We start from the raw sequence: 21,703 nt of genomic DNA on the forward strand, positions 1-21,703 counted from the left end.
TGGTTTCGCGCACAACGGCCGTGCCGTACCTCAGTCGGCGACGATGCGGACCGCCCCCGGCGCGTACTCCCGCTGGCGCACCACGCGGAACCAGCCCTGGGGCAGCGGGATCGTCGCGTGCTCCTCGTGCACGACGCGTCCCCCTTCCGGGAGATGGAGCAGCATCGGCCCGAACACCCCTCCCTCGCGGATCAGCCGGCCGGGCCCCGGCACGGCGTGCGCGTGTCCGGTCACCTCGCCGAGCGCGAGCACCAGCCGGCCCCGTGCGTCACGCAGTTCGCCCGGCGCCTCCAGGAGGTGCGCGGGCACCGCCGGCTCCTCCAGTGGCACGATCAGTACATCGCCCTGCCGGTACACAGACCTCTCCCCTCCGTGGTGGCACCCGGTGTGCCGGCCACATCGAAAACGCTACGGCGGGGGTCTGACAATCGGCCGTCCCGGCGGGGGCGGTCGTGGCATTGTCAGTGGGCCTTGATAGACCTTGCGGACATCAATCCGCCGCCGTCATCAGGAGCTCAGGGCATGTCCGTGGACCACCTGCACGAGTTGCTCGGCCTTCCGGCCGTCGATTTCCAGTCCGGCACCGAGGGCGGTCCCCGGCCCGCAGCCGACGCCGCCGCCTGGCGGGTGTCGATCGACGCCTACGAGGACGAGGGCACCTGGGAGGAGGAGTTCGACGCCTTCCTGGCGGAGGTCGATCCGGCGGGTGTCCGGGCCCTGATCATCGGGCAGTGGGGCGAGTCGTACGAGGAGAAGTCCTCGTATCCGATCGGTCTCGTCATCGCGGCCGCCGACCGGCTGACCTCTCTGGAGGCGGTGTTCGTCGGGGATCTGACGATGGAGGAGGCGGAGATCTCCTGGATCGAGCAGAGCGACGTCACCGCGCTGCTCGACGCCTTCCCCGCGCTGGTGGAGCTGGGCGTGCGCGGCGGCTCCGAGCTGGTCTTCCCGCCCGCGAAGCACCAGCGGCTGCGGTCGCTGACCATCGAGGCGGGCGGCCTGCCGCGCGAGGTGGTGCGCGGTGTCCTGGAGAGCGAACTGCCCGCGTTGGAACGGCTGGACCTGTGGCTCGGCGTCTCGGCCTACGGCGGCGACGCGAACGTGTCGGATCTGGCGCCGCTGCTCGCCGGTACGCGCTTCCCCGCCCTGCACCACCTCGGCCTGCGCAACAGCGAGATCCAGAACGAGATCGCGACCGCGGTGGCCTCGGCCCCGCTGGTGGCCCGGCTCAAGACCCTGGACCTGTCCTGCGGCACGCTCGGCGACGAGGGTGCGGCCGCCCTCCTCGAAGGTCAGCCGCTGACCCACCTCGACGTGCTGGACCTGCACCACCACTTCCTCACCGAGCCGATGGAGCGGCGCGTCACCGAGGCGCTGGCGCCGCACGGGGTGCGGATCGACCTCTCGGAGCGCTGCGAGCCGTGGGACAACCGGGGCCCGGCCGGCCGGTACGTCACGGTCTCGGAGTGACGGCGCGATGACCGGCATCGACCACCCCTGCTCCTTCCACGACCTGCCCGTGTTCACCCTGCCGGAGCCGGGCGACGACAACCCGTGGCCCGCGACGCGGCCCGCGCCGGACGCCCTGGCCTGGCGGCTGGAATGCACCTGGGAGGGACCGGAGTTCGCCGCCGTCTGGCAGCACTTCCTGACCTCGGTCGATCCGGCACAGGTCCGTGCCCTGGTGATCGGCCCCTGGTGGCAGGACGACTACAGCTCGCTCGCTCCCGTGATCGAGCTGATCACCTCGGACGCGGCCCGTTTCCCCGCGCTGCGCGCTCTGTTCCTCGCCGATGTCGTGGGCGAGGAGTGCGAGGTGTCGTGGCTGCAGATGTGCGACATCACGCCGGTGCTCCGGGCGTTCCCGCGCCTGGAGGAGCTGGTGGTACGGGGCGGTGGCAGCGGACTGAACGAGGAGACGCTGGAGCTCCACCCGGTGCGGCACGAGGCGCTGAAGGCCCTGCGCTTCGAATCCGGCGGTCTGCCCGGTCACGTCGTGCGCGCGGTCGGCGCCTGCGAACTGCCCGCGCTGGAACGGCTGGACGTGTGGCTCGGCTCCCAGTGGTACGCGGGGGACGCCACGGTGGCGGACATGGCTCCGCTGCTGTCCGGGGGCGGCTTCCCCCGGCTGCGTCATCTCGGGCTGCAGAACAGCGAGATCCAGGACGAGATCGCCGTGGCGGTGGCTTCTGCCCCGGTGGTCGCGCAGCTGGAGTCGCTGGCGCTGTCGATGGGCACCCTCAGCGACGCGGGTGGGCTGGCCCTGCTCGGAGGGCAGCCGCTCACCCATCTGGACTTCCTGAACCTGTATCACCACTACCTCAGCGACGAGGTGATGGAGCGCTTCAAGGAGCTGGGCGAGCGCGACGACGTCCACGTCTGCCTCGACGGGGCGGATGACTGGGATCCGGACGACGAGGACGATGCCCGCTATGTCGCGGTCAGCGAGTAGCGCACCGCCGCGCCTCGCGGTCGTCGGCAATCCGGGCAGCCGCCGCGTCGCCCTGTTCCAGGACGCGGTGGCCGCCGCCGGCCTGCCCGAGGCGCGTACGGTGCCCTGGCTCGACGTGCTGCGGGGCGGGGCGCGCTTCCTGCCCGGCGAGACCGTGCGCGTCGAATCACCGGGCGAGGACGCGGAGGTGGACCGGCTGCTGCGCGGGGCCGACGAGCCGACCCGGGTGGAGGGTTCGGCCCTCTGGTACGCGCGCTTCACCGCCGCCGTACGCGAGGTCGCCCGGGCCGCCGCCGACGCGGGCGCCCGCCTGCTCGACGACCCGGCCGACATCGCGACGCTCTTCGACAAGCGGCTGTGCCACGGGGTGCTGGACGCGGCCGGGGTGCCCGTCCCCACGTCCCCGACCTCCGGCCCGGCCGGGGCGCCCGTGCGCGGCTGGGACGACGTACGGGACCTGATGGCCGCCCACCGCATACCCAGGGCGTTCGTGAAGCCCGCGCACGGCTCGTCCGCCTCCGGGGTGCTGGCCGTGGAGACGGCGGGCCGCGGCCGGGTCCGGGCGGCGACCTCCGTCGAGCGGGACCGGGCGGGGCGGCTGTACAACTCGCTGCGGGTCCGCCGGTGCACGACGGAGCGCGAGGTCGCGGCGGTGATCGACGCGCTGGCGCCGGACGGGCTGCACATCGAGCGCTGGCTGCCCAAGGCCACCCAGGGCGGCCGGGCCGCCGATCTGCGCGTCGTCGTGGTCGCCGGCCGGGCCACCCACGCCGTGGTGCGCACCAGCGCCTCGCCGATGACCAATCTGCACCTGGGCGGGGCGCGCGGCGACCTGGCCGGGGTGCGGGCGGCCGTCGCGGCGGCGGGCGGCAGTTGGGGCGAGGCCCTGGCGATCTGCGAACGGGCCGCCGCCGCCTTCCCGGACACCCTGTGCGTCGGCGTCGACCTGCTGCCCCTGACCGGCTGGCGGCGCTTCGCCGTCGGCGAGGTCAACGCCTTCGGGGACCTGCTGCCCGGGCTCACCGGCCTGCCCGGCAGCAAAGCCGAGGGCCTGGACACCTACGCGGCGCAGATCGCCGCCGTACTGGACCGACCAAGGAACGACCGTGTCAGCACCACCCCCTGAGTACAGCCCCCAACACGTCTCCGGGCTCTGCCCCGACCCCGACATGAGCGAGGTCGTGGGCAGCCACGATCTGCTGTTCGTCACTCTGGACACCCTCCGGTACGACGTCGCCGCCGAGCTGGCCGCCGCCGGGCGCATCCCGAATCTGGCCCGTCATCTGCCCGGCGGCGCCTGGGAGAAGCGGCACGCCCCGGGCAGCTTCACGTACGCCTCCCACCAGGCGATGTTCGCGGGGTTCCTGCCCACCCCGGCCGCGCCCGGGCCGCACCCCCGGCTGTTCGCCGCCCGGTTCGCGGGCAGCGAGACCACGGCGGAGCGCACCTTCGTGTTCGACACCCCGGACCTGGTCTCGGCGCTCGCGAAGGAGGGCTACCGCACGGTGTGCGTCGGCGGGGTGGGCTTCTTCAACCTTCGCGGGCCGCTCGGTTCGGTGCTCCCCGGGATGTTCCAGGAGGCGCACTGGGAGCCGGAGTTCGGCGTACCCTCGCCGACCTCGTTCGAGGCGCAGGTGACCCGCGCCGAGGAAGTGGTCGCCGCCCTGCCTCCGGAGCAGCGGCTCTTCCTGTTCGTCAACGTCTCCGCGCTCCACCAGCCGAACTGGTTCCACACCCCCGGGGCGACCCGCGACGCCGGTGACAGCCGTGCGACGCACGCCGCCGCCCTGGAATACGTGGACGCCCACATCGGCCGGCTCTTCGCCGCCGCGAGCAGCCGCCGCCGTGCCTTCGCCATCGTCTGCTCCGACCACGGCACGGCCTACGGCGACGACGGCTACACCGGTCACCGGCTCGGCCACGAGTCGGTCTGGACCGTCCCGTACGCCCACTTCTTCCTGGAACCGGGGGCCGTCCGATGACCGTGACGCACACCGTCCGCCCGTACGAGAGCTATGTCTACGCCTACCCGCACAAGACGGCGTACCGCCCGCTGGCCGAGCGGCCCGGCGGGCGGCCCGCACTGGACGAGCTGTGGGCGGGGGAACGCAAGGACGCGCTCTCCCTCTACATGCACATCCCGTTCTGCGAGGTCCGCTGCGGCTTCTGCAATCTGTTCACCCGGATCGGCGCCCCCGACGAGCTGACCTCGCGGTATCTCGACGCGCTGGAACGGCAGGCGAGCGCCGTGCGGGACGCGCTGGGCGACGCGGAGCCGGTACGGTTCGCGGCCGCGGCGTTCGGCGGGGGCACGCCCACGTTCCTGACGGCGGGCGAGCTGGACCGGCTGTGCGACATCGCGGAGAAGCGGATGGGCGCCGATCTGCGGTCCGTGCCGCTGTCCGTGGAGACGTCCCCGTCCACCGCGACCGCCGACCGGCTCGCCGTGCTCGCCGAGCGGGGCGCGACCCGGATCAGCATCGGGGTGCAGTCCTTCGTGGAGGCCGAGGCCCGCGCGGCGGTGCGCCCGCAGCACGCCGCCGACGTGGAGCAGGCCCTCGGCGCCATCCGGGACACCTCCATACCCGTGCTCAACATCGACCTGATCTACGGCATAGACGGCCAGACCGAGCGGACCTGGCGGACCTCGCTGGACGCGGCGCTGCGCTGGCGTCCTGAGGAGCTGTACCTCTACCCGCTGTACGTGCGCCCGCTGACCGCGCTGGGCCGGCGCTCGCCCGGCGAGGCCGACGCCGCCTGGGACGAGCAGCGCCTGCGCCTCTACCGGGCGGGCCGCGACCACCTGCTGGCCCAGGGGTACGAGCAGGTGTCGATGCGGATGTTCCGCCGCACCGACGCCCCGCGCGCCGAGGGACCCGACGACTACGCCTGCCAGACGGACGGCATGATCGGCCTGGGCTGCGGCGCCCGCTCCTACACCTCGCGGCTGCACTACTCCTTCGACTACGCGGTCCGGATGGGCGAGGTCCGGGGCATCATCGACGCCTACACCGCCACCGCGGACTTCTCCCGCGCCGAGGTCGGGCGGTACACCGACGGCGACGAGGCGCGCCGCCGCCATCTGCTCCAGTCGGTGCTCCAGGCGCGAGGCATGCCGGTGGACGCATACCGCGAGCGGTTCGGCACCTCGCCGTACGAGGACTTCCCGGAGGAGCTGGCCCGGTTCGACAGCCGGGGCTGGCTCGACACGGCGACGCGGGATCTGCTGCGGCTGTCGCCCGAGGGACTGGCGTACTCCGACGCGCTGGGCCCGGAGCTCTTCTCCCCCGCCGTGCGGGCCGCGATGGCCGCGTACGAGCTGAAGTGAGTGATCCGTGGACCTGACGATTCTCTACCGGGGCCCGCTCGCCTCCTGCGACTACGACTGCCCGTACTGCCCGTTCGCCAAGCGGCGCGACAGCCGGGAGCAGTTGCTGGCGGACCGCACGGCGCTCGAACGGTTCACCGGGTGGGTGGCGGCGCAGACCGGTGACCGGATCTCGGTGCTGTTCACACCGTGGGGCGAGGGCCTGGTGCGCTCCTGGTACCGCCGGGCGGTCGTCGGGCTGGCGGGCCTCCCGCACGTGCGCCGGGTCGCGATCCAGACGAACCTGAGCGGCCGTACGCGGTGGCTGGCCGAGGCGCCGGAGGCGGCCCGCGAGCGGATCGCGCTCTGGTGCACGTACCACCCGGGGCAGACGCCGTACGAGCGTTTCCTCGGCCGGTGCGCGGAGCTGAGGGACCTCGGGGTCCGGCACAGCGTGGGCGTCGTGGGCTTCGACGCCCATCTCGGCGAGGCGCGGCGGCTGCGCGCGGCGCTCCCGGACGAGGTCTACCTCTGGGTCAACGCCGCCGAGGGGCACACCTACACGGACGAGGAGGCGGAGCGGTGGACGGAGATCGACCCGCTGTTCCCGTACAGCCGCCATCCGCACCGCTCGGCGGGGCTGCCCTGCCGGACCGGTGAGTCGGTGATCTCGGTGGACGGGGAGGGCACGGTGCGCCGCTGCCACTTCGTCCGGGCGGAGCTGGGCAATCTGTACGACGGGAGCTATCGGCGCGCACTGGGCCCGAGGGCCTGTCCGCTCGCCGTCTGCGACTGTCACATCGGCTATGTGCACCTGGAGACGCTGCCGCTGTACGACGTCTTCGCGGGCGGCGTCCTGGAGCGCGTCCCGGCGGCGCTGCCGCTGTCCCCGGTCGCCGCGACGCGGTCGCGGGGCGACTGAGGACAGCGGAGGGGGCCGGTCAGAGCGGCAGCAGGTCCGGTCGCTTCGGCTCGACGTGGTCCCCGGAGGACTCGCCGCGCAGCCGCCGCCCGATCCACGGGACCAGGTACTCGCGTGCCCAGTGGATGTCGTCGCGGCGGATCTCCAGCGTGCCGCGCGGCGGCTGCGGCGGCCACGGCTGGTCCGGGTCGGCCGGCACGTCGAGGCCGAGGACCTGGGCGGCGCGGAGCGCGACCCGGGTGTGGCCCTCGGGCGACAGGTGGAGCCGGTCGCCGTCCCAGGCGCGCCGGTCCTGCACGGAGCGCAGCGACCACAGGTCGAGGACCGGGCAGTCGTAGCGGTCGGCGATGGCCCGGACGTGGGCGGTGTAGGTGGCGATCTTGCCGCGCAGATGACGCAGCACGGGCACGCCGCGGGTGTCGAAGCCGGTGGTGACCATGACGGTGCCGACCGACCGCGTGAGGTCGGCGACCGCGCGCTCGAAGCGTTCGGCCACGTCGTCCGGGTCGGTGCCCGGCCGGATGATGTCGTTGCCGCCGGCGCAGAAGCTCACCAGATCGGGGGCGAGTTCCTTGGCGCGGGGCACCTGCTCCTCGACTATCTGGTCGAGGAGGCGTCCTCGTACGGCGAGATTGGCGTACCGGAAGTACCCGTGCGCGGAGACGGGTGTACCCAAGGCGTCCACCGGAATTCCGGGGTCCGGAAGCCGGTCCGCGAGAAGAACCGCGAGCCGGTCGGCCCAGCCGACGAACGTTCCGTCCGGGCCGGGGTCGCCGACTCCTTCGGTGAAGCTGTCGCCAATCGCCGCGTACGACCCGATGGCGCCCTGTCGGTCGACGGCGCCCTGCTGGAGGTTGTTCGAATCGTCTGCCACAACCGCATATCCTGCACCCCGGAATGTGACCTACGCGACCGTAATAAGGGGTTGACGGGTGGTGAGATAAACCACCCGGTCAGTTTTCGGTAAAGGGGGAATAAGCAGAGGGACGGCGCACCGCCGTGCGCCGTCCCTCTGTGTCGTTCGGTGACCCGGATCACCGGGCCGGTACTGCCTGGATCAGACGTAGATCCCGTGCGACGCCAGGTAGGCGATCGGGTCGATGTCCGAGCCGTACTCCGGGCCGGTGCGGACCTCGAAGTGGAGGTGCGGGCCGGTGGCGTTGCCGGTGGAGCCGGAGAGGCCGACCTGCTGGCCCGCGGTCACGGTCTGGCCCGCCGAGACGGAGAGCGAGGACATGTGGCCGTACTGGGAGTAGTGGCCGTCGGCGTGCTTGATGACGACCTGGTTGCCGTAGGCGCCGCCCCAGCCGGCGGTTACGACGGTGCCGGAGGTGATGGCCTTCACGCTGGTGCCGGTGGAGACGGGGAAGTCGATGCCGGTGTGGCTGCCGCTGGACCAGCTGGCGCCGGAGGCGCGGTAGGCGGTGGTGTGGTTGCCGGGGACCGGGTGGACATAGCCGGAGGCGTTGTCCTGGGAGGCCGGGGCCTCGGTCTTGGCCTCGGTCCGCGCCTCGGTCTTGGTGTCGACCTTCGTCTCGGCCTTGGGCGCGGTCTTCGCCTCGGTCTTCTCCGCCGTCTTGGCGGGGGCCTTGGACGGGGTGGTGGCGGCGGGGGCCGCCTTGGCGCCGAGGGTCAGCTTCATGCCCGGGAAGATCAGGCTCGGGTTCTCGCCGACGACCTCGCGGTTGTCCTGGTACAGCTTGTGCCAGCCGCCCTTGAGGTGGTGCTGGGCGGCGATCTTCGACAGGTAGTCGCCGGAGACGACGGAGTACGTGGTGGTGCCGGCGCTCTTCGCGGGCGTGGCCGGGGCGGTGTGCGCGGCGGCCGACTTCGACGTGGCCGGGGCGGACTGCTCCGCGGCGTGGGCACCGGTGGCGCCGAGCAGCGGAAGCGCGATGACGGCTCCGCCGGCGCTCGCGGCGACGACGCCGCGGGCGATGGTGCTGGACTTGGGACGGCGGTGCTTACCCGAATTGGGCATGAAGAATTTCCTCTCCGGCGCCTGCGAGGTGAGCTGTCGGGTTCGGGCTGGAGATGCCCGGCCGCGCCTGGCGCGACTTCACCCCGAGCCGTCCGGTCGTCCCGGTCGGCGGCTTACCTGGTTCCCCCGCTCCTGCCACACGGTGAGTGGATGCGAATTCCGGACGGCGGCAGGATTGGGCGTTCCATCCGGATGGCATGGAACGTAAGCGAGCCGGGACGGCGGAAACAAGCCGCGCGTTCGGCACCGGATTCCGCTCCGGAATTGCGGTGCGGAATTCCGGTCACACTCCGTGGATTACGGATCTTGGCTTTCCGCGCGGTGCGGGGACTACCCAGCCGGGGCGTCACCACACACCGTCACGGATATGATCCCGCTCACGAGCGAGTGATCATCTCCCCTACAACCGGGGCAGGTTGGTCATATCCCATCAATACGGACATGTCATGGCCCTCGTCCGCCTCGGCTCGGAGCGGACGGCCGAGATGATTGCCCCGGGAACCGATGTCGTAGGGTCGCGGTCGTGGGCCCGTCGGCGACACGCGCCGGGGCAGAGCCGAGCCTCCAGGAGTGACCGTGACGCAGCAGCTGCCGCAGACCCCGCCGGCGGAGCCCGTACTCACCGGCGTCCGCAACTTCCGCGACGTGGGCGGCCTGCCCACCACCGACGGCCGCCGGGTCCGGCACGGCCGGCTCTACCGCAGCGGACACCTGGCGCACGCCACGGCCGAGGACGCGGCCTTCCTCGGCGGGCTCGGCCTGCACACGGTCTTCGACTTCCGCAACGCGGCGGACCACAAGCTGGACGGCCTGGACATCGAGCTGCCCGGCGTCCGGAACGTGAGCATCCCGCTCAGCGACCCGGCGGACGGCGCGGAGTTCTGGCGGATGGTGCGCGACGGGAACATCGCGGAGCTCCGCTCGATCCTGGCCGACGGAAAGGGGACCCGCCGCATGGTCGCCTCGTACCGCTCGATCATCCTGGAACGCACCGGCGAGCACAGCCGGGTGCTGCACGCCCTGGCCGAGGACAGTGTGCCCGCCCTGATGCACTGCGCGGCCGGCAAGGACCGGGCCGGGCTCTCCATCGCGGTGACGCTGCTGGCGGTGGGCGTCGGACGGGAGACCATCGAGGCCGACTACCTCAAGTCGAACGACGCGCACCGCCGCTACCGCATCCGGCGCAGCGACACCTCGGCCACCGGGATGTCCCCGGAGGTACTGGAGCTGCTCAACCCGCTCTTCGGTGCCCAGCCCGACTACCTCGCCGCGGCCTTCGCCGCCATCGACGAGACCTGGGGCGGCACCGACCGCTATCTCGCCGACGGGCTGAAGCTCACGCCCGCCACCCGGGAGCGGCTGCGCGAGACGCTCCTCGACGAGGCCTGAGGCGGGGGCCGGGCCGGCTTCCGCTACTGGTTGTGCATGCCGACGGCGAAGAGCAGGTACAGGAACGCGGCGATGACGTGCCCGGCCACGAGATAGGCGAAGAGGCGGATGACGAGTCCGCGCGGCATCTTCTTCTCCTGGCTGTCGGCGCCGGGGCGCGGGGCCGGAGTGAGCGGGTCGTAATGCTCGGAATCGGACATGGCGGGCCTCTCAGAGACGGTGGACCGCGCCACCGAGGCACAGGTCGGCGGCGGGGCTCTGCAGCAGGGTGTGGACGAAGAGCAATTCGGCGCCCTCGGGTTCGGGGGCGGCGATCCGGTGCGGGGTGAGCGAGTCGAAGTGCGCGCCGTCCCCGGGCACGAGGTCGTGGACCGTCTCGCCGAGCGTCACCCGGAGGCGGCCGGTCAGGACGTACAGCCACTCCTCGCCGGGGTGGACGCGTACCAGGTCGCCCTGGGCGCCGTACGGGACGCGGACGCGCAGCGCCTGCATCGCGCGGCCGGAGCCCCCGGCCTGCTGGTACAGCCAGCCGTCGGCGGCCGGGCCCTCGAACGGGCGGCCGCGGACGATGGCGTCCCGTTCCGGGGGCGTCTCGCCGAGGAGCTCGGAGACCGTCGTACCGTAGATCCTGGCCAGCTGGAGCAGCATCGGCAGCGAAGGCTGGCGCCGGCCCGTTTCGAGCCGGGAGAGGTGGGCGGGCGAGAGCCCGGCACGCTGGGCCGCGGTCTCCAGAGTGAGACCACGGCCACGGCGCAGATCGCGCAGGCGTGGCGCGACACCGGGCAGCTCACCGGCCGCCAGGTCGTCCGGAGGGTTCATGCCTCCATTGGGCCCAAGAATTTCCCCTGAGGCAAATTTCTTGCCTCAGGGGCAAAAGCGTCCCATGGGCGAAGCGCCTCAGCGGTTGGCGACGGCCTGCTTCACCAGGGTCCGCCCGAAGTCCCACATCAGTCCCCCGCCGCTGTGCGCGTCGTCCATGACGGCGGTGAAAGCCTCCACGAAGCGGTCGACGTCCGCGTCATCGATGACCAGTGGCGGGATCAGCTTGATCACTTCGAGGTGGTCGCCGGAGACCTGCGTGAGGATGCGGTGCTTCTGGAGCAGCGGCACGACGACCATCTGCGCGAAGAGCCCCTTGCGGGCCGCCTGGAGCATGGTCCAGCGGCTGCGCAGCTTCAGCGAGGTGGGGCGGCCGAACTCGATGCCGATCATCAGCCCGCGCCCCCGCACCTCGTGCAGCAGCTCGTAGCGCCCGACGAGCGCGGACAGCCGCTCGCGCAGCAGGTCGCCGGTGCGGCGCGCGTGCGCGACGGTCTCCTCGTCCTCCATCACCGACAGCACCGCGAGCCCCGCCGCCATGGCCTGGGCGTTGGAGCCGAAGCTCGCGGAGTGGACGAGGACCCGGTCCATCGAGGAGTACACGCGCTTGAAGATCCAGTCCTTGCCGAGCGTCGCCCCGACCGGGACATAGCCGCCGGAGAGCGCCTTGGCGACGCAGACGAGGTCCGGTTCCACCCCTGCCTCGTGCTGGTACGCGTAGAAGTCGCCGGTCCTGCCGAGGCCGGTCTGCACCTCGTCGGCGATGAGGAGGGCCTTGTGCTTGTGCAGCAGCTCCTGGGCCTCGCGGAGATAGCCGGGCGGCGCCTCGTGCACCCCCTTGCCCTGGATCGGCTCCACGACCAAGGCGGCCACATCGCCCCGCTTCAGCTCCCTGCTCAGCGCCGCGAGGTCGCCGAGCGGGACGGCGGTGTCGGGCAGCAGCGGGGCGAAGCCGTCCCGGAAGCCGCCTTCGCCGTTCACCGAGAGCGCGCCCGTGGTCAGCCCGTGGAAGGCGTGGTCGCAGTACAGGACGCGCGGCCGGCCGGTGGCGTACCGGGCGAACTTGAGGGCCGTCTCGACGGCCTCGGTGCCGCTGTTGCCGAAGAACACCCGGTCCAGGTGCGGGCTGTGGCTCAGCAGCTTCTCGGCGAGCAGTCCGGGCAGCGGCTGGCAGTCGAACCGGGTCAGGTCGGCGAGCGAGGCGTCGAGGACGTCGTGCACCGCCTTGCGTACGACGGGGTGGTGCCGGCCGAGACCCATCACGCCGAATCCGGCGAGCATGTCGAGGTAGTCGTTGCCGTCCGCGTCCCAGAAGTGCGCGCCCTCGGCCCGTTCATAGACCTTGTCGAAGCCGATGGTACGCAGCATGCGCGGGAGCTGGTGGTTGAGGTGCTTGCTGTGCAGTTCGTAGCGTTCGGCGCCGCGCTCGGCGAGGAGCCGCGCCAGATCGAAGCCCTTGGGCTCGTCGTCCTTCATGCCCCGCTCTCCCTGTGCCCGTTGCCCGAGGCGTCCTGCCCCGTGCCGCCGGCCGCCTTCCGGGCGGCCGTGACGGCGCTGATCCGGCCGGCGATCTCGACCGGTGTGAGTCCGATGTCGGCCAGCACCTCGGACCGCTTGCCGTGCGCGAGGAACTGCTCGGGGATGCCGAAGGTGCGCAGCGGTACGTCGACGCCGGCGTCCCGGAGCGCCTGCCCCACCGCCGAACCGACGCCCCCCGCCCGGCTGTTGTCCTCGACCACCGCGACGAGTCCGTGCGCGGCGGCGAGCGGCGGCAGCTGCGCGTCGACCGGCTTGACCCAGCGCGGGTCCACCACGGTGCAGCGGATGCCGGCGCCCGACAGCAGTTCGGCGGTGCGCAGGCAGACGGAGGCCATCACACCGACGGCGACGAGGAGCACGTCGGCGTCCTCGTCGCGCCGCAGCACGTCCATGGAGCCGATCCGGCCGACCGCCTCGATGGTCTCCCCCACCGATTCCTTCGGGAACCGCACCAGGGTCGGCGCGTCGTCCACGGCCACCGCCTCGCGCAACTCCTCGCGCAGCCGGTCCGCGTCGCGCGGGGCGGCGATCCGCAGCCCGGGCACGACCTGGAGCACGGACATGTCCCACATGCCGTTGTGCGAGGCCCCGTCGGGCCCGGTGACGCCGGCCCGGTCCAGGAAGAAGGTGACCCCGCACCGGTGCAGGGCGACGTCCATCAGGAGCTGGTCGAACGCCCGGTTGAGGAAGGTGGCGTAGACGGCGACGACCGGGTGCAGCCCGCCCGTGGCCAGCCCCGCCGCACTGACCGCCGCGTGCTGCTCCGCGATGCCCACGTCCCAGACGCGGTCCGGGAACGCCTCGGCGAACTTCGTCAGCCCGACCGGGTCCAGCATCGCGGCGGTGAGCGCGACGACGTCCGGGCGCTCCGCCCCGATCACCGCCATCTCGTCCGCGAACACGGAGGTCCAGGACGGGCCGGCGGCGGGCAAGAGCGGGGCGCAGGTCAGGGGGTCCATCGCGCCGACGGTGTGGAAGCGGTCGGCCTCGTCCCGGAGGGCCGGGGCGTAACCGCGTCCCTTCTCGGTGATGCAGTGGACGAGGACCGGACCCCGGAAGCCCTTGGCGCGGTGCAGTGCGGCCTCGACGGCGGCGGTGTCGTGCCCGTCGACCGGGCCGATGTACTTCAGCCCCAGGTCCTCGAACATGCCCTGCGGGGCGACGAAGTCCTTGAAGCCCTTCTTGGCCCCGTGCAGGGCCCCGTGCAGCGGCTGCCCGATGACGGGGGTGCGTTCCAGGAGGCCCTTGCCCCAGGAGAGGAAGCGTTCGTAGCCGTCGGTGGTGCGCAGGGTGGCCAGGTGGCGGGCGAGCCCGCCGATCGTGGGCGCGTACGAGCGCTCGTTGTCGTTCACGACGACGATCAGCGGGCGGTCCTTGGCGGCGGCGATGTTGTTCAGCGCCTCCCAGGCCATGCCGCCGGTGAGGGCACCGTCCCCGATGACGGCGACGACGTGGCTGCCGCGGCCGCGTACCTCATTGGCCTTGGCGAGGCCGTCGGCCCAGCCGAGGACGGTGGAGGCGTGCGAGTTCTCGATGACGTCGTGCTCGGACTCCTCGCGGGACGGGTAGCCGGACAGCCCGCCCTTGCCGCGCAGCTTGGAGAAGTCCTGGCGCCCGGTGAGCAGTTTGTGTACGTAGCTCTGGTGGCCCGTGTCCCAGAGGATGCGGTCGACGGGCGAGTCGAAGACCCGGTGCAGGGCGATGGTGAGCTCCACCACCCCGAGGTTGGGGCCCAGATGACCCCCGGTCCTGGCCACGGCCTGCACCAGGAAGGTGCGGATGTCAGCGGCGAGTTCGCCGAGTTGGGACGCGTTCAGTGCCTTCAGATCGTGCGGCCCCCGGATGCTCTGCAGCAGCGTCATGCCCGGGCCCCCTCTCTGTGGTCCTGTTCCTGCGAAAGGTGACGGCCGGGCTCCGCGCGGGAGCCCGGCCTGGTGTCGCGGCTCAGCCGTTGCCGCTGACGGTCTCGCGCATCGCGCGCAGGGACTCCTTGAGGGAGCCCATGGTGGCGAGGACGGCGGTGGGTTCGTAGCCGCAGTGCGCCATGCAGTTGGCGCAGCGCGGGTCCTTGCCCCGGCCGTACTTGTCCCAGTCGGTCTCCTCGATGAGCTGCCGGTACGTCGGCACGTAACCGTCGCTCATCAGGTAGCAGGGCCGCTGCCAGCCGAACAGGGAGTAGTTGGGAATGGCCCAGGCGGTGCAGGGGAAGTCGGCCTTGCCCTCCAGGAAGTCCAGGAAGAGCGGCGAGTGGTTCAGGCGCCACCGGCTCCGGTTGCCGCCGGCGAAGGACTTCTTGAACAGCTCGCGGGTCTGCTCCACGCCCAGGAAGTGCTCCTGGTCGGGCGCCTTCTCGTACGCGTAGGCGGGCGAGATCATCATCTCGTCGACCTTGAGGTCGTCGTTGAGGTAGTTGAGGACCTCGATGATGGTCTGCGGGGTGTCGGTGTTGAAGAAGGTGGAGTTGGTGGTGACCCGGAAGCCGCGCCGCTTGGCCTCCTTGATCGCCGCCACCGCCTCGTCGAACACCCCTTCCTTGGCGACCGATTCGTCGTGCCGCTCCCGCAGCCCGTCGATGTGCACGGCGAACGCGAAGTAGGGCGAGGGCGTGAACTTCTCGATCTTCTTGCGCAGCAGCATCGCGTTGGTGCAGAGGAAGACGTACTTCTTCTTCGCCACCAGCTGGCGCACGATCTCATCGATCTGAGGGTGCATCAGCGGTTCGCCGCCGGCGATGGAGACCATCGGGGCGCCCGATTCGAGCACGGCGCCGACGGCCTGGGCCACCGGCATGCGCTGCTTGAGGACTCCGGCCGGGTGCTGGATCTTCCCGCAGCCCTCGCAGGCGAGGTTGCAGGCGTACAACGGCTCCAGCTCGACGATCAGCGGAAACTTTTCCCGCTTGCGGAGCTTCTGTTCAATGAGGTACGTCGCAACCTTGATGGACTGGCGAAGCGGCATGGCCATCTAGCTCACCTCCTGGGGAGCAGCAAAGATCGGTGCCATTCATAGAAAGCCGGCAGGACGGCACGGAGAACGCGGAAAGCCGATATTCCACCGCGGAACGTGCCGATGCGGACGAGCTCGTGCTCCGGAGCGTCCACGACCACCCGTACGGCGGCAACCGGGCGTGGCCCGGACCGCAGGGCGGTGCGCAGGGTGGCGGCGGACTCCATGTCCACCGCGATCGCCCCGGTGGCCCGCAGTTCGGCCCGCTCATGTCCCCGGACGACATGGTCGGAACCGGTGAGCGGGCCGGTGTGTACGGTGCGCCCCGGTACGGCTCTGGCCAGCGCCTCGGCCAGCACCTCCGCACCGGTGCACGGGACGGGGTCCCCGGCGGCCCGGGTCTCCTCGGCCACCACCAGGTCGCCCGGGTGCATCCCGGGCGCGAGGCCGGCGCAGAACCCCGAGGCGATGACCGCGGTGTCCGCCGCCGCCCCGCCGTCCCGTCCGAGCGCGCGCGCCACGGCGGTTTCGGCGGCCCTGGGGCCCATGCCGGTACGGAGCACGGTGACCCGCTCCGGGGCGTCCACCGCCCTCCCCCTGCCGGTGCGCAGGGCGAGTTGTTCGATGCCGAGCGCGCAGGCGATCAGCAGCGGGGCGGCCGGCCCCGCCTCCCCCATCAGGCCCCCTCGCGCGTCGGCGTGCGGCCCGCGAACGGGTCGCCGTGCACGTACCGCCCGAGTGCGGTGAGCGGGAAGACCTGGCGGTACAGGTGGTAGTTGATGGAGAAGTCCCAGGGGAAACCGGTGCCGGTGAAGTAGGGCTCGTCCCAGGAGCCGTCGGCCTGCTGGGTCTCGGTCAGCCAGGCGATGCCCCGGGTCACGGCGACGGTGTCCCGCCGCCCCGCGGCGAGCAGCGCGAGGAGGGCCCAGGCGGTCTGGGACGCGGTGGACGCGCCCTGGCCGATCCACTTCTCCTCGCTGTAGGAGCGCAGGTCCTCGCCCCAGCCGCCGTCGTCGTTCTGGACGGACTCCAGCCATTCGACCGCGCGGCGGATCGCCGGATGCGACGGGGGCAGCCCGGCTGCGATCAGTGCGGGGACCACCGACCCTGTTCCGTATACGTAGTTGACGCCCCAGCGCCCGAACCAGCCGCCGCCCGGGTCCTGTTCGGCCAGCAGCCACTCGATACCGCGCCGGGTGACGGGGTGTTCGGCACGGCCCTCCACGGCCAGCATCTCCACCACGTGCCCGGTGACGTCGGCGGACGGCGGGTCGATGACCTCGCCGAAGTCGCAGAACGGCAGCCGGTTGGGGAAGGGGCTGGTGTTGTCCGCGTCGAAGGCGCCCCAGGCACCGTTACGGGACTGCATGCCGACGTTCCACCGCACACCGCGCTCGATCGCGGCGTCCACCCGGGCCTGGTCGGGGTGGCGGACCCGGCGCAGGGCGAGGACCACCTCCGCGGTGTCGTCGATGTCGGGGTAGTTGTCGTTGTGGAACTCGAACGCCCACCCACCGGGCTCCAGTCGGGGCCTGCGCACCGCCCAGTCGCCCGGCCGGACGATCTCCTCGGCGAGCATCCAGTCCGCCGCCCTCACGAGCGCCGGGTGGTCGGGGGCGACCCCGGCGTCGGCGAGCGCGATGGTGGCCAGGCAGGTGTCCCAGACCGGGGACTGGCACGCCTCGATCATGCGGGTGCCGTCCTCGCGCCACACGGCGAAGCGGTCGAGCGATTCGAGGCCCGCCCGCATCACAGGGTGTTCGAGGTCGTAGCCGAGGAGGTGCAGGGCGATGACCGAGTAGACGGCGGGCGGCTGGATCCCGCCCCAGCAGCCGTCGTTCTCCTGGCGTTCGATGATCCAGCGCGCGGCGGCGTTCATCGCGACCCGGCGCAGTCCGCGCGGCGCGAACCGGTGGTAGACGTGCAGCGCCTTGTCGAGCCGCTGGAAGAGCCCGTCCCAGCTGCGCGCCGGTGCGGGGCGCTTGGGCGGGTTCGGGTTCGCGGGGTCGGTGTGCAGCTCGTCCAGGGCGAAGGGGGCGGGCCGCACCGGCCGCTTCGCCGACACAATGGTGAGCGGCACGATGGTCTGGCGGGCCCAGCAGCCGAAGTCATAGATGTTGAGCGGGACCCACTTCGGGAAGAACATCAGCTCCGGGGGGAGCTCCGGCAGGTCGTCCCACTGCCACCAGCCGAAGAGGGCCAGCCAGATCCGGGTGAAGACCCGGCTCGCGCCGATGCCGCCCTGCTCCCTGACCCAGCCCGCGGCCCGGGCCATGTGGGGGTCCTCCGGCCGGTCGCCCGCAAGCCTCAGTGCGACGTACGCCTCGATGGTGGTGGAGAGGTCCGCGGGGCCGCCGTGGAAGGTCGCCCACGTCCCGTCGCCGAGCTGTTCGCCGCGGATGAATCCCGCGGCCGCCCGGACCGTCGCGGGGTCCTGGATGCCGAGGAACTGACGGAGCAGAAGGTCCTCGGCGTCCATCGTGACGTTGGTGGCGAGGTCTCCCTTCCACCAGCCCTGCTCGTCCTGTCTGCCGAGGAGATGCTCCACCGAGCGCTCCGCGGCCCGCCGCGCGGCGGCGAGTACACCGTCCGCGGCGATGGTTGATTCGGTTGTCGTTCTCCTGGCCGAGGCTGCGCGGGGGTCAACGGCCCCGGTGCTTCCGTCGGTCGTCGCTGTCATGGCTTCCCCTTCGTGCAGGTGGTCCTCTGCTGTGCTGGGGTCTCCGTCGGCCGGCGCCCGTGGGGGCGCCGGCCGGCGACTGCGAGTCATATGGACCAGATAGTGATCATCTCTTTCGTACGACGACGAAGTCCGCGAGCGCGGTGAGCTGCGCCCGCACGGGTTCCGGCATGTCGACACCGTGCAGCACCTCTATGGCGACCGCATGCTGACGACGCGCCTCCTGGGCGGTCCACTCGCGACCGCCCGCCTCCTCGATGAGCGCCGCACGGGCGGCGAACTCCTCCTCGGAGAAGCTGTCGAAGTCGTTGCTCTTGGCGTCGGCGGCGAGCAGCTCGCCGAGGCGCTCGGAGGCCGGTCCGCCCGCGGCGAGGGCGGCGACGACCGGCAGGGACTTCTTGCGCTGGCGCAGATCGCTCCAGGTCTGCTTGCCGGTGGACTCGGGGTCGCCCCAGATGCCGAGCAGGTCGTCGACCGCCTGGAAGGCGAGCCCGAGGTGGTGGCCGTACGCCTCCAGGACGTCGGCGGTGCGGTCGTCGGCGCCGCCGAGCACCGCGCCGATGGAGCAGGCGCAGGCGAGGAGGGCGCCGGTCTTGTTGCCCTCCATCTCCAGGCACTCCTCGACGGTGACGCGCTCGCGGTGCTCGTAGGAGATGTCCTGGGCCTGCCCGTCGATGAGCTTGCGGGTCGCCGTGGTCAGCCGCCGGGCCGCCCGGCCGGCCTCGGCCGTGCCGAGCTCCAGCAGTATGTCGTAGGCCAGGCCGAACAGGGCGTCGCCGACCAGGATCGCCTGGGCGGGGCCGTGCACCTTCCATACGGTGTCGCGGTGGCGCCGCTGTTCGTCGCCGTCCATCAGGTCGTCGTGCAGCAGCGAGAAGTTGTGCACGAGTTCGACGGCGACGGCACCGGGGATACCGGCCTCCGCCGCTGCGCCGGCCGCCTCGGCGGACAGCAGGGCCAGCGCCGGGCGGACGGCCTTGCCGCCGTCACCGTCGGCGGGCCTGCCCTGGGCGTCGATCCAGCCGAAGTGGTAGGCGGCCACGGTGTCCATGGGCGGTGCGAGCCGGTCGACGGCGGCCCGGAGCACCGGCGTGGAAAGGGCCCGTCCGCGCTCCAGAAGCGCGGTGACGTCCGTGGTGTCCGCCACGGTGTCGGAAGCCGGATTCGCCGGGGTCACTGACTCTCCTCTTGTTCCGGTGGTACTGCTCATGCCGCCTCCTGCAGCGGATGTTCTTGGGGGCGGCCGAGCGCCAGGAGCGCGGCGTCCGCGGCACCCGCGCCACTGCGGACCGCGCCCTCCATCGTGGCGGGCCAGCCGGTGGCGGTCCAGGCGCCAGCCAGGAAGAGTCCGGGGGCGCGGGTGAGCGTCCCGGGCCGCAGCCGGCCGACGCCGGGCGCGGGCGCGAAGGTCGCGGTGCGCTCGCGGGTGACGAAGAAGTCCCGGATGCCGGCGCCTCGGGCGGCGGGCAGCAGCCGTTCCAGCTCGGGCAGGTAGCGGGCGCGCAGCCCGGCGACGGGCAGGTCGATCTCCTCGCCGGCCGCGGACTGGGAGACCGCGAGGTACTGCCCGGGTCCGGTGAGCCCGGACGCGTCGGTGCGGTCGAAGACCCACTGGACCGGTGAGCCGAGCGCGGCGAAGAAGGGCCGCTTCAGCACCTTGCGGTCGTAGACGACGTGCACGTTGAGGATCGGGGACGTACCGATCTCCAGGAGCTTGTCCGGTGCGTCGAGCGCGCCCTCGGGCAGCAGGTCGTGGGTCTCGCGCTGCGGCACGGCCAGCACGACGGTGTCCGCCTCGATCCGTTCGGCGCCGGTGTCCACCAGCCAGTGCCCGTCCTCGGTGCGGGCGAGGCCGTGGGCCTTGGTGCGCAGTTCGGTGCGGACGCCCGCGGAGTCGAGGGCCTTGCGGCTCATCGTGTCGTGGATGTCGCCGAGCGGTACGGCGGCCCAGCCGATGTCGGCGGCTCCCGGTTCGGAGAGCAACCCGGTCTTGAAGACCTTCGCGGCGAGCCCGAGCGAGGCGTTCGGCGCGGTGGCGTTGAGGGTGGCGACACCGACGAGGTCCCACAGCGCCTCGATGGTGCGCGGCGACTGGCCGTGCCGGGCGAGCCAGCTGCCGAAGTCCTCGGCGTCGAGCGCCGGGTCGTCCGGGTCGAGCCGGCCGAGGGCGAGCGCGGCGCGGGCGACTCCGGCGCGTTCGGCGAGCGAGAGGTGCGGGTATCCGGCGAGGCCGGCCGCGAGGTGCAGCGGGACCGGCAGCGCGTTGCGGCGCAGCCGTCCGAGCCGGGGGCCGGCGGGCCGCCCGACGTCCAGAACGGGCACGTCCAAACGGTTTTGCAGCGGGGCGAGGCGGGCGCCGTCGACGCGGTCGAGGAACCAGCGGTAGGCGGTGCAGCAGCGCAGGTAGACGTGCTGGCCGTTGTCGACCGTCAGCTCGCCCCGGCGGAAGGAGAAGGCGAGACCGCCGAGCCGGGGCCGCCCTTCGAGCAGGGTCACGTCAAGCCCGGCGTCGGCCAGGCGGAGGGCCGCCGTGACACCGGCGAGACCGCCGCCGATCACGACCGCGCGGGAACGCGGCGCGTCGTCTTTCATCCGTCCCCCTCTCGCCGGCTGCTCGCCCGTCGGGCCTGCTCGGACCGGTCCTGCCCAGACAGGGACGCGGCCGCCCGGCCGGGGGTTGCCCGGCGGGCGCCGCGTTCTTCCTTGATGCACATGGTGCGCGAGATGTACTTGAGGCGCATTCAGACACGCCCTCTGGCCGTGCGCCGTGAGATGTGCCGGGCGTCGAGACCGGACAGGCCGCGCACCGCGACGTACGCCTTCTCGTGGCCTGGGAGCGAGACCCGGCCGCGCAGCACCGCCTCGGGGTCGCGCTCGATGCGGTCGAGGAGCCTGCGGTAGATGCCGGCCATGGCCGCCACGCAGGCGCCGCTGCGCCGGTCGAGCATCGGGAGGAGGCGGTAGCCCTCGGCGAACAGGGCGCGGGCGCGCCGGACCTCGAAGTGGACGAGGCCCGCGAAGTCGGAGCCGGGCGGCGGGGTGGCCCGCTGGAAGCCCGCGGAGCAGCCGAACTTGGCGAGGTCGTCGGCGGGGAGGTAGGTGCGGCCGTTGCCCGCGTCCTCGCGGACGTCGCGCAGGATGTTCGTCAGCTGGAGGGCGAGGCCGAGCGTGTCGGCGTACTCGGGGGCGCGCTCGGCGCCGGGGGCTCCGGGCTCCGTACCGAACACACCGAGGCTGAGGCGCCCGATGGCGCCCGCGACACACCGGCAGTAGACCTTGAGGTCGTCCCAGGTCTCGTAGACGGCGCCGTCCACGTCCATCAGGACACCGTCGATGAGCTCGTCGAGCCCGTCGAGCGGCAGCGGGAACCGGCGGGCGGCGTCGGCGAGCGCGACGGCGACCGGGTCGGTGTCGTCCTCCTCGACCTTGCCGACGCGGACGCGGTCGAGCAGGGTACGGGTGCTCTCCAGGCGGACGCGCTTGGTCTCCGGCTCCAGTTCGCCGTCACCGATGTCGTCCACGCGACGGGAGAGGGCGTACAGGGCCGACATGGCCTGCCGCTTCTCGGCCGGCAGCAGCCTGATGCCGTACGCGAAGTTACGCGCCTGCTGTCCGGTGACGGCCTCGCAGTAACTGTAAGCGGCCTGTACCGGTGCCGACATGTACGT

20 protein-coding genes and 1 riboswitch are annotated in these 21,703 nt (G+C 72.2%); of the genes, 7 read left to right on the top strand and 13 right to left on the bottom strand.

Annotated features, from left to right (window positions below; all coding sequences use genetic code 11):
- Positions 1-30 precede the first annotated feature (30 nt).
- Positions 31-357: a hypothetical protein gene (locus tag ACFZAT_RS08900; protein WP_391262184.1), complete on the bottom strand. Its 327-nt coding sequence runs from the start codon at positions 355-357 to the stop codon at positions 31-33.
- A 165-nt stretch (positions 358-522) separates the two neighbouring features.
- Between ACFZAT_RS08900 and ACFZAT_RS08905 the strand changes: the two genes are divergently transcribed.
- Genes ACFZAT_RS08905 through ACFZAT_RS08930 form a run of 6 tightly spaced genes read left to right on the top strand, consistent with a single transcriptional unit; the run spans position 523 to position 6,681 of the window.
- A complete protein-coding gene (locus ACFZAT_RS08905) occupies positions 523-1,470 on the top strand; it encodes an STM4015 family protein (protein WP_391262186.1) in 948 nt (315 codons plus the stop codon).
- A gap of 7 nt (positions 1,471-1,477) precedes the next feature.
- Positions 1,478-2,452 carry an STM4015 family protein gene (locus ACFZAT_RS08910; RefSeq protein WP_391262188.1) on the top strand — a complete coding sequence of 325 codons (975 nt, stop codon included), beginning with the start codon at positions 1,478-1,480 and terminating at the stop codon, positions 2,450-2,452.
- Entirely contained in the window at positions 2,433-3,578 is a 1,146-nt protein-coding gene (locus ACFZAT_RS08915) for an STM4014 family protein (RefSeq protein WP_391262190.1), read from the top strand. The genes ACFZAT_RS08910 and ACFZAT_RS08915 overlap by 20 nt, the downstream gene beginning before the upstream one ends.
- Positions 3,579-3,621: 43 nt before the next feature.
- Positions 3,622-4,434: an STM4013/SEN3800 family hydrolase gene (locus ACFZAT_RS08920; RefSeq protein WP_391262759.1), complete on the top strand. Its 813-nt coding sequence runs from the start codon at positions 3,622-3,624 to the stop codon at positions 4,432-4,434.
- On the top strand, positions 4,431-5,780 hold the full coding sequence (locus ACFZAT_RS08925) for an STM4012 family radical SAM protein (protein WP_391262192.1): 1,350 nt from the start codon (positions 4,431-4,433) through the stop codon (positions 5,778-5,780). Before ACFZAT_RS08920 ends, ACFZAT_RS08925 begins: the two co-directional genes overlap by 4 nt.
- A 7-nt stretch (positions 5,781-5,787) precedes the next feature.
- Positions 5,788-6,681 carry an STM4011 family radical SAM protein gene (locus tag ACFZAT_RS08930; protein WP_391262194.1) on the top strand — a complete coding sequence of 298 codons (894 nt, stop codon included), beginning with the start codon at positions 5,788-5,790 and terminating at the stop codon, positions 6,679-6,681.
- A gap of 19 nt (positions 6,682-6,700) precedes the next feature.
- On the opposite strand, the gene ACFZAT_RS08935 is transcribed toward ACFZAT_RS08930, so the two are convergent.
- Positions 6,701-7,555 carry a GDSL-type esterase/lipase family protein gene (locus ACFZAT_RS08935; RefSeq protein WP_391262196.1) on the bottom strand — a complete coding sequence of 285 codons (855 nt, stop codon included), beginning with the start codon at positions 7,553-7,555 and terminating at the stop codon, positions 6,701-6,703.
- A gap of 183 nt (positions 7,556-7,738) precedes the next feature.
- A complete protein-coding gene (locus tag ACFZAT_RS08940; protein WP_391262197.1) occupies positions 7,739-8,662 on the bottom strand; it encodes a peptidoglycan DD-metalloendopeptidase family protein in 924 nt (307 codons plus the stop codon).
- A 3-nt stretch (positions 8,663-8,665) separates the two neighbouring features.
- Positions 8,666-8,821, bottom strand: a riboswitch (cyclic di-AMP (ydaO/yuaA leader).
- Between the two features lie 417 nt (positions 8,822-9,238).
- On the opposite strand from ACFZAT_RS08940, the gene ACFZAT_RS08945 reads away from it, so the two are divergent.
- Positions 9,239-10,051, top strand: coding sequence for a tyrosine-protein phosphatase (locus ACFZAT_RS08945; RefSeq protein WP_391262199.1), 813 nt, complete (start codon positions 9,239-9,241; stop codon positions 10,049-10,051).
- 23 nt (positions 10,052-10,074) lie between these two features.
- Here ACFZAT_RS08945 and ACFZAT_RS08950 read toward each other — a convergent pair whose 3' ends face one another.
- From ACFZAT_RS08950 to hpnD, 10 genes are all read right to left on the bottom strand, one after another.
- The gene (locus ACFZAT_RS08950) at positions 10,075-10,251 is read right to left on the bottom strand and encodes a DUF6126 family protein (protein ID WP_018100137.1); all 177 of its coding nucleotides are present in this window, start codon (positions 10,249-10,251) and stop codon (positions 10,075-10,077) included.
- 10 nt (positions 10,252-10,261) lie between these two features.
- The gene (locus ACFZAT_RS08955; RefSeq protein ID WP_391262202.1) at positions 10,262-10,870 is read right to left on the bottom strand and encodes a helix-turn-helix domain-containing protein; all 609 of its coding nucleotides are present in this window, start codon (positions 10,868-10,870) and stop codon (positions 10,262-10,264) included.
- Positions 10,871-10,948: 78 nt separating this feature from the next.
- Positions 10,949-12,346: an aminotransferase class III-fold pyridoxal phosphate-dependent enzyme gene (locus ACFZAT_RS08960; RefSeq protein ID WP_391262204.1), complete on the bottom strand. Its 1,398-nt coding sequence runs from the start codon at positions 12,344-12,346 to the stop codon at positions 10,949-10,951.
- A complete protein-coding gene (dxs, locus tag ACFZAT_RS08965; RefSeq protein WP_391262205.1) occupies positions 12,343-14,271 on the bottom strand; it encodes a 1-deoxy-D-xylulose-5-phosphate synthase in 1,929 nt (642 codons plus the stop codon). Before dxs ends, ACFZAT_RS08960 begins: the two co-directional genes overlap by 4 nt.
- A gap of 82 nt (positions 14,272-14,353) precedes the next feature.
- On the bottom strand, positions 14,354-15,373 hold the full coding sequence (gene hpnH / locus ACFZAT_RS08970) for an adenosyl-hopene transferase HpnH (RefSeq protein ID WP_391262208.1): 1,020 nt from the start codon (positions 15,371-15,373) through the stop codon (positions 14,354-14,356).
- A gap of 5 nt (positions 15,374-15,378) precedes the next feature.
- Positions 15,379-16,032, bottom strand: coding sequence for a 1-hydroxy-2-methyl-2-butenyl 4-diphosphate reductase (locus ACFZAT_RS08975; RefSeq protein WP_391262210.1), 654 nt, complete (start codon positions 16,030-16,032; stop codon positions 15,379-15,381).
- Complete coding sequence (shc, locus tag ACFZAT_RS08980) at positions 16,032-18,035, bottom strand: squalene--hopene cyclase (RefSeq protein ID WP_391262212.1); 2,004 nt, start codon at positions 18,033-18,035, stop codon at positions 16,032-16,034. The genes ACFZAT_RS08975 and shc overlap by 1 nt, the downstream gene beginning before the upstream one ends.
- Before the next feature lie 106 nt (positions 18,036-18,141).
- Positions 18,142-19,245, bottom strand: a complete 1,104-nt coding sequence (locus tag ACFZAT_RS08985; protein WP_391262214.1) for a polyprenyl synthetase family protein — start codon at positions 19,243-19,245, stop codon at positions 18,142-18,144.
- Positions 19,242-20,627 (bottom strand): hydroxysqualene dehydroxylase HpnE, encoded by a 1,386-nt coding sequence (hpnE, locus tag ACFZAT_RS08990; protein WP_391262216.1) that lies wholly within the window; start codon positions 20,625-20,627, stop codon positions 19,242-19,244. The genes ACFZAT_RS08985 and hpnE overlap by 4 nt, the downstream gene beginning before the upstream one ends.
- Positions 20,628-20,776: 149 nt before the next feature.
- Positions 20,777-21,697, bottom strand: a complete 921-nt coding sequence (hpnD, locus tag ACFZAT_RS08995; protein WP_391262218.1) for a presqualene diphosphate synthase HpnD — start codon at positions 21,695-21,697, stop codon at positions 20,777-20,779.
- Positions 21,698-21,703 lie beyond the last annotated feature (6 nt).

Origin of the sequence: Streptomyces sp. NPDC008163 (genome assembly GCF_042956885.1) — a bacterium.
Lineage (GTDB): Bacteria > Actinomycetota > Actinomycetes > Streptomycetales > Streptomycetaceae > Streptomyces > Streptomyces drozdowiczii_A.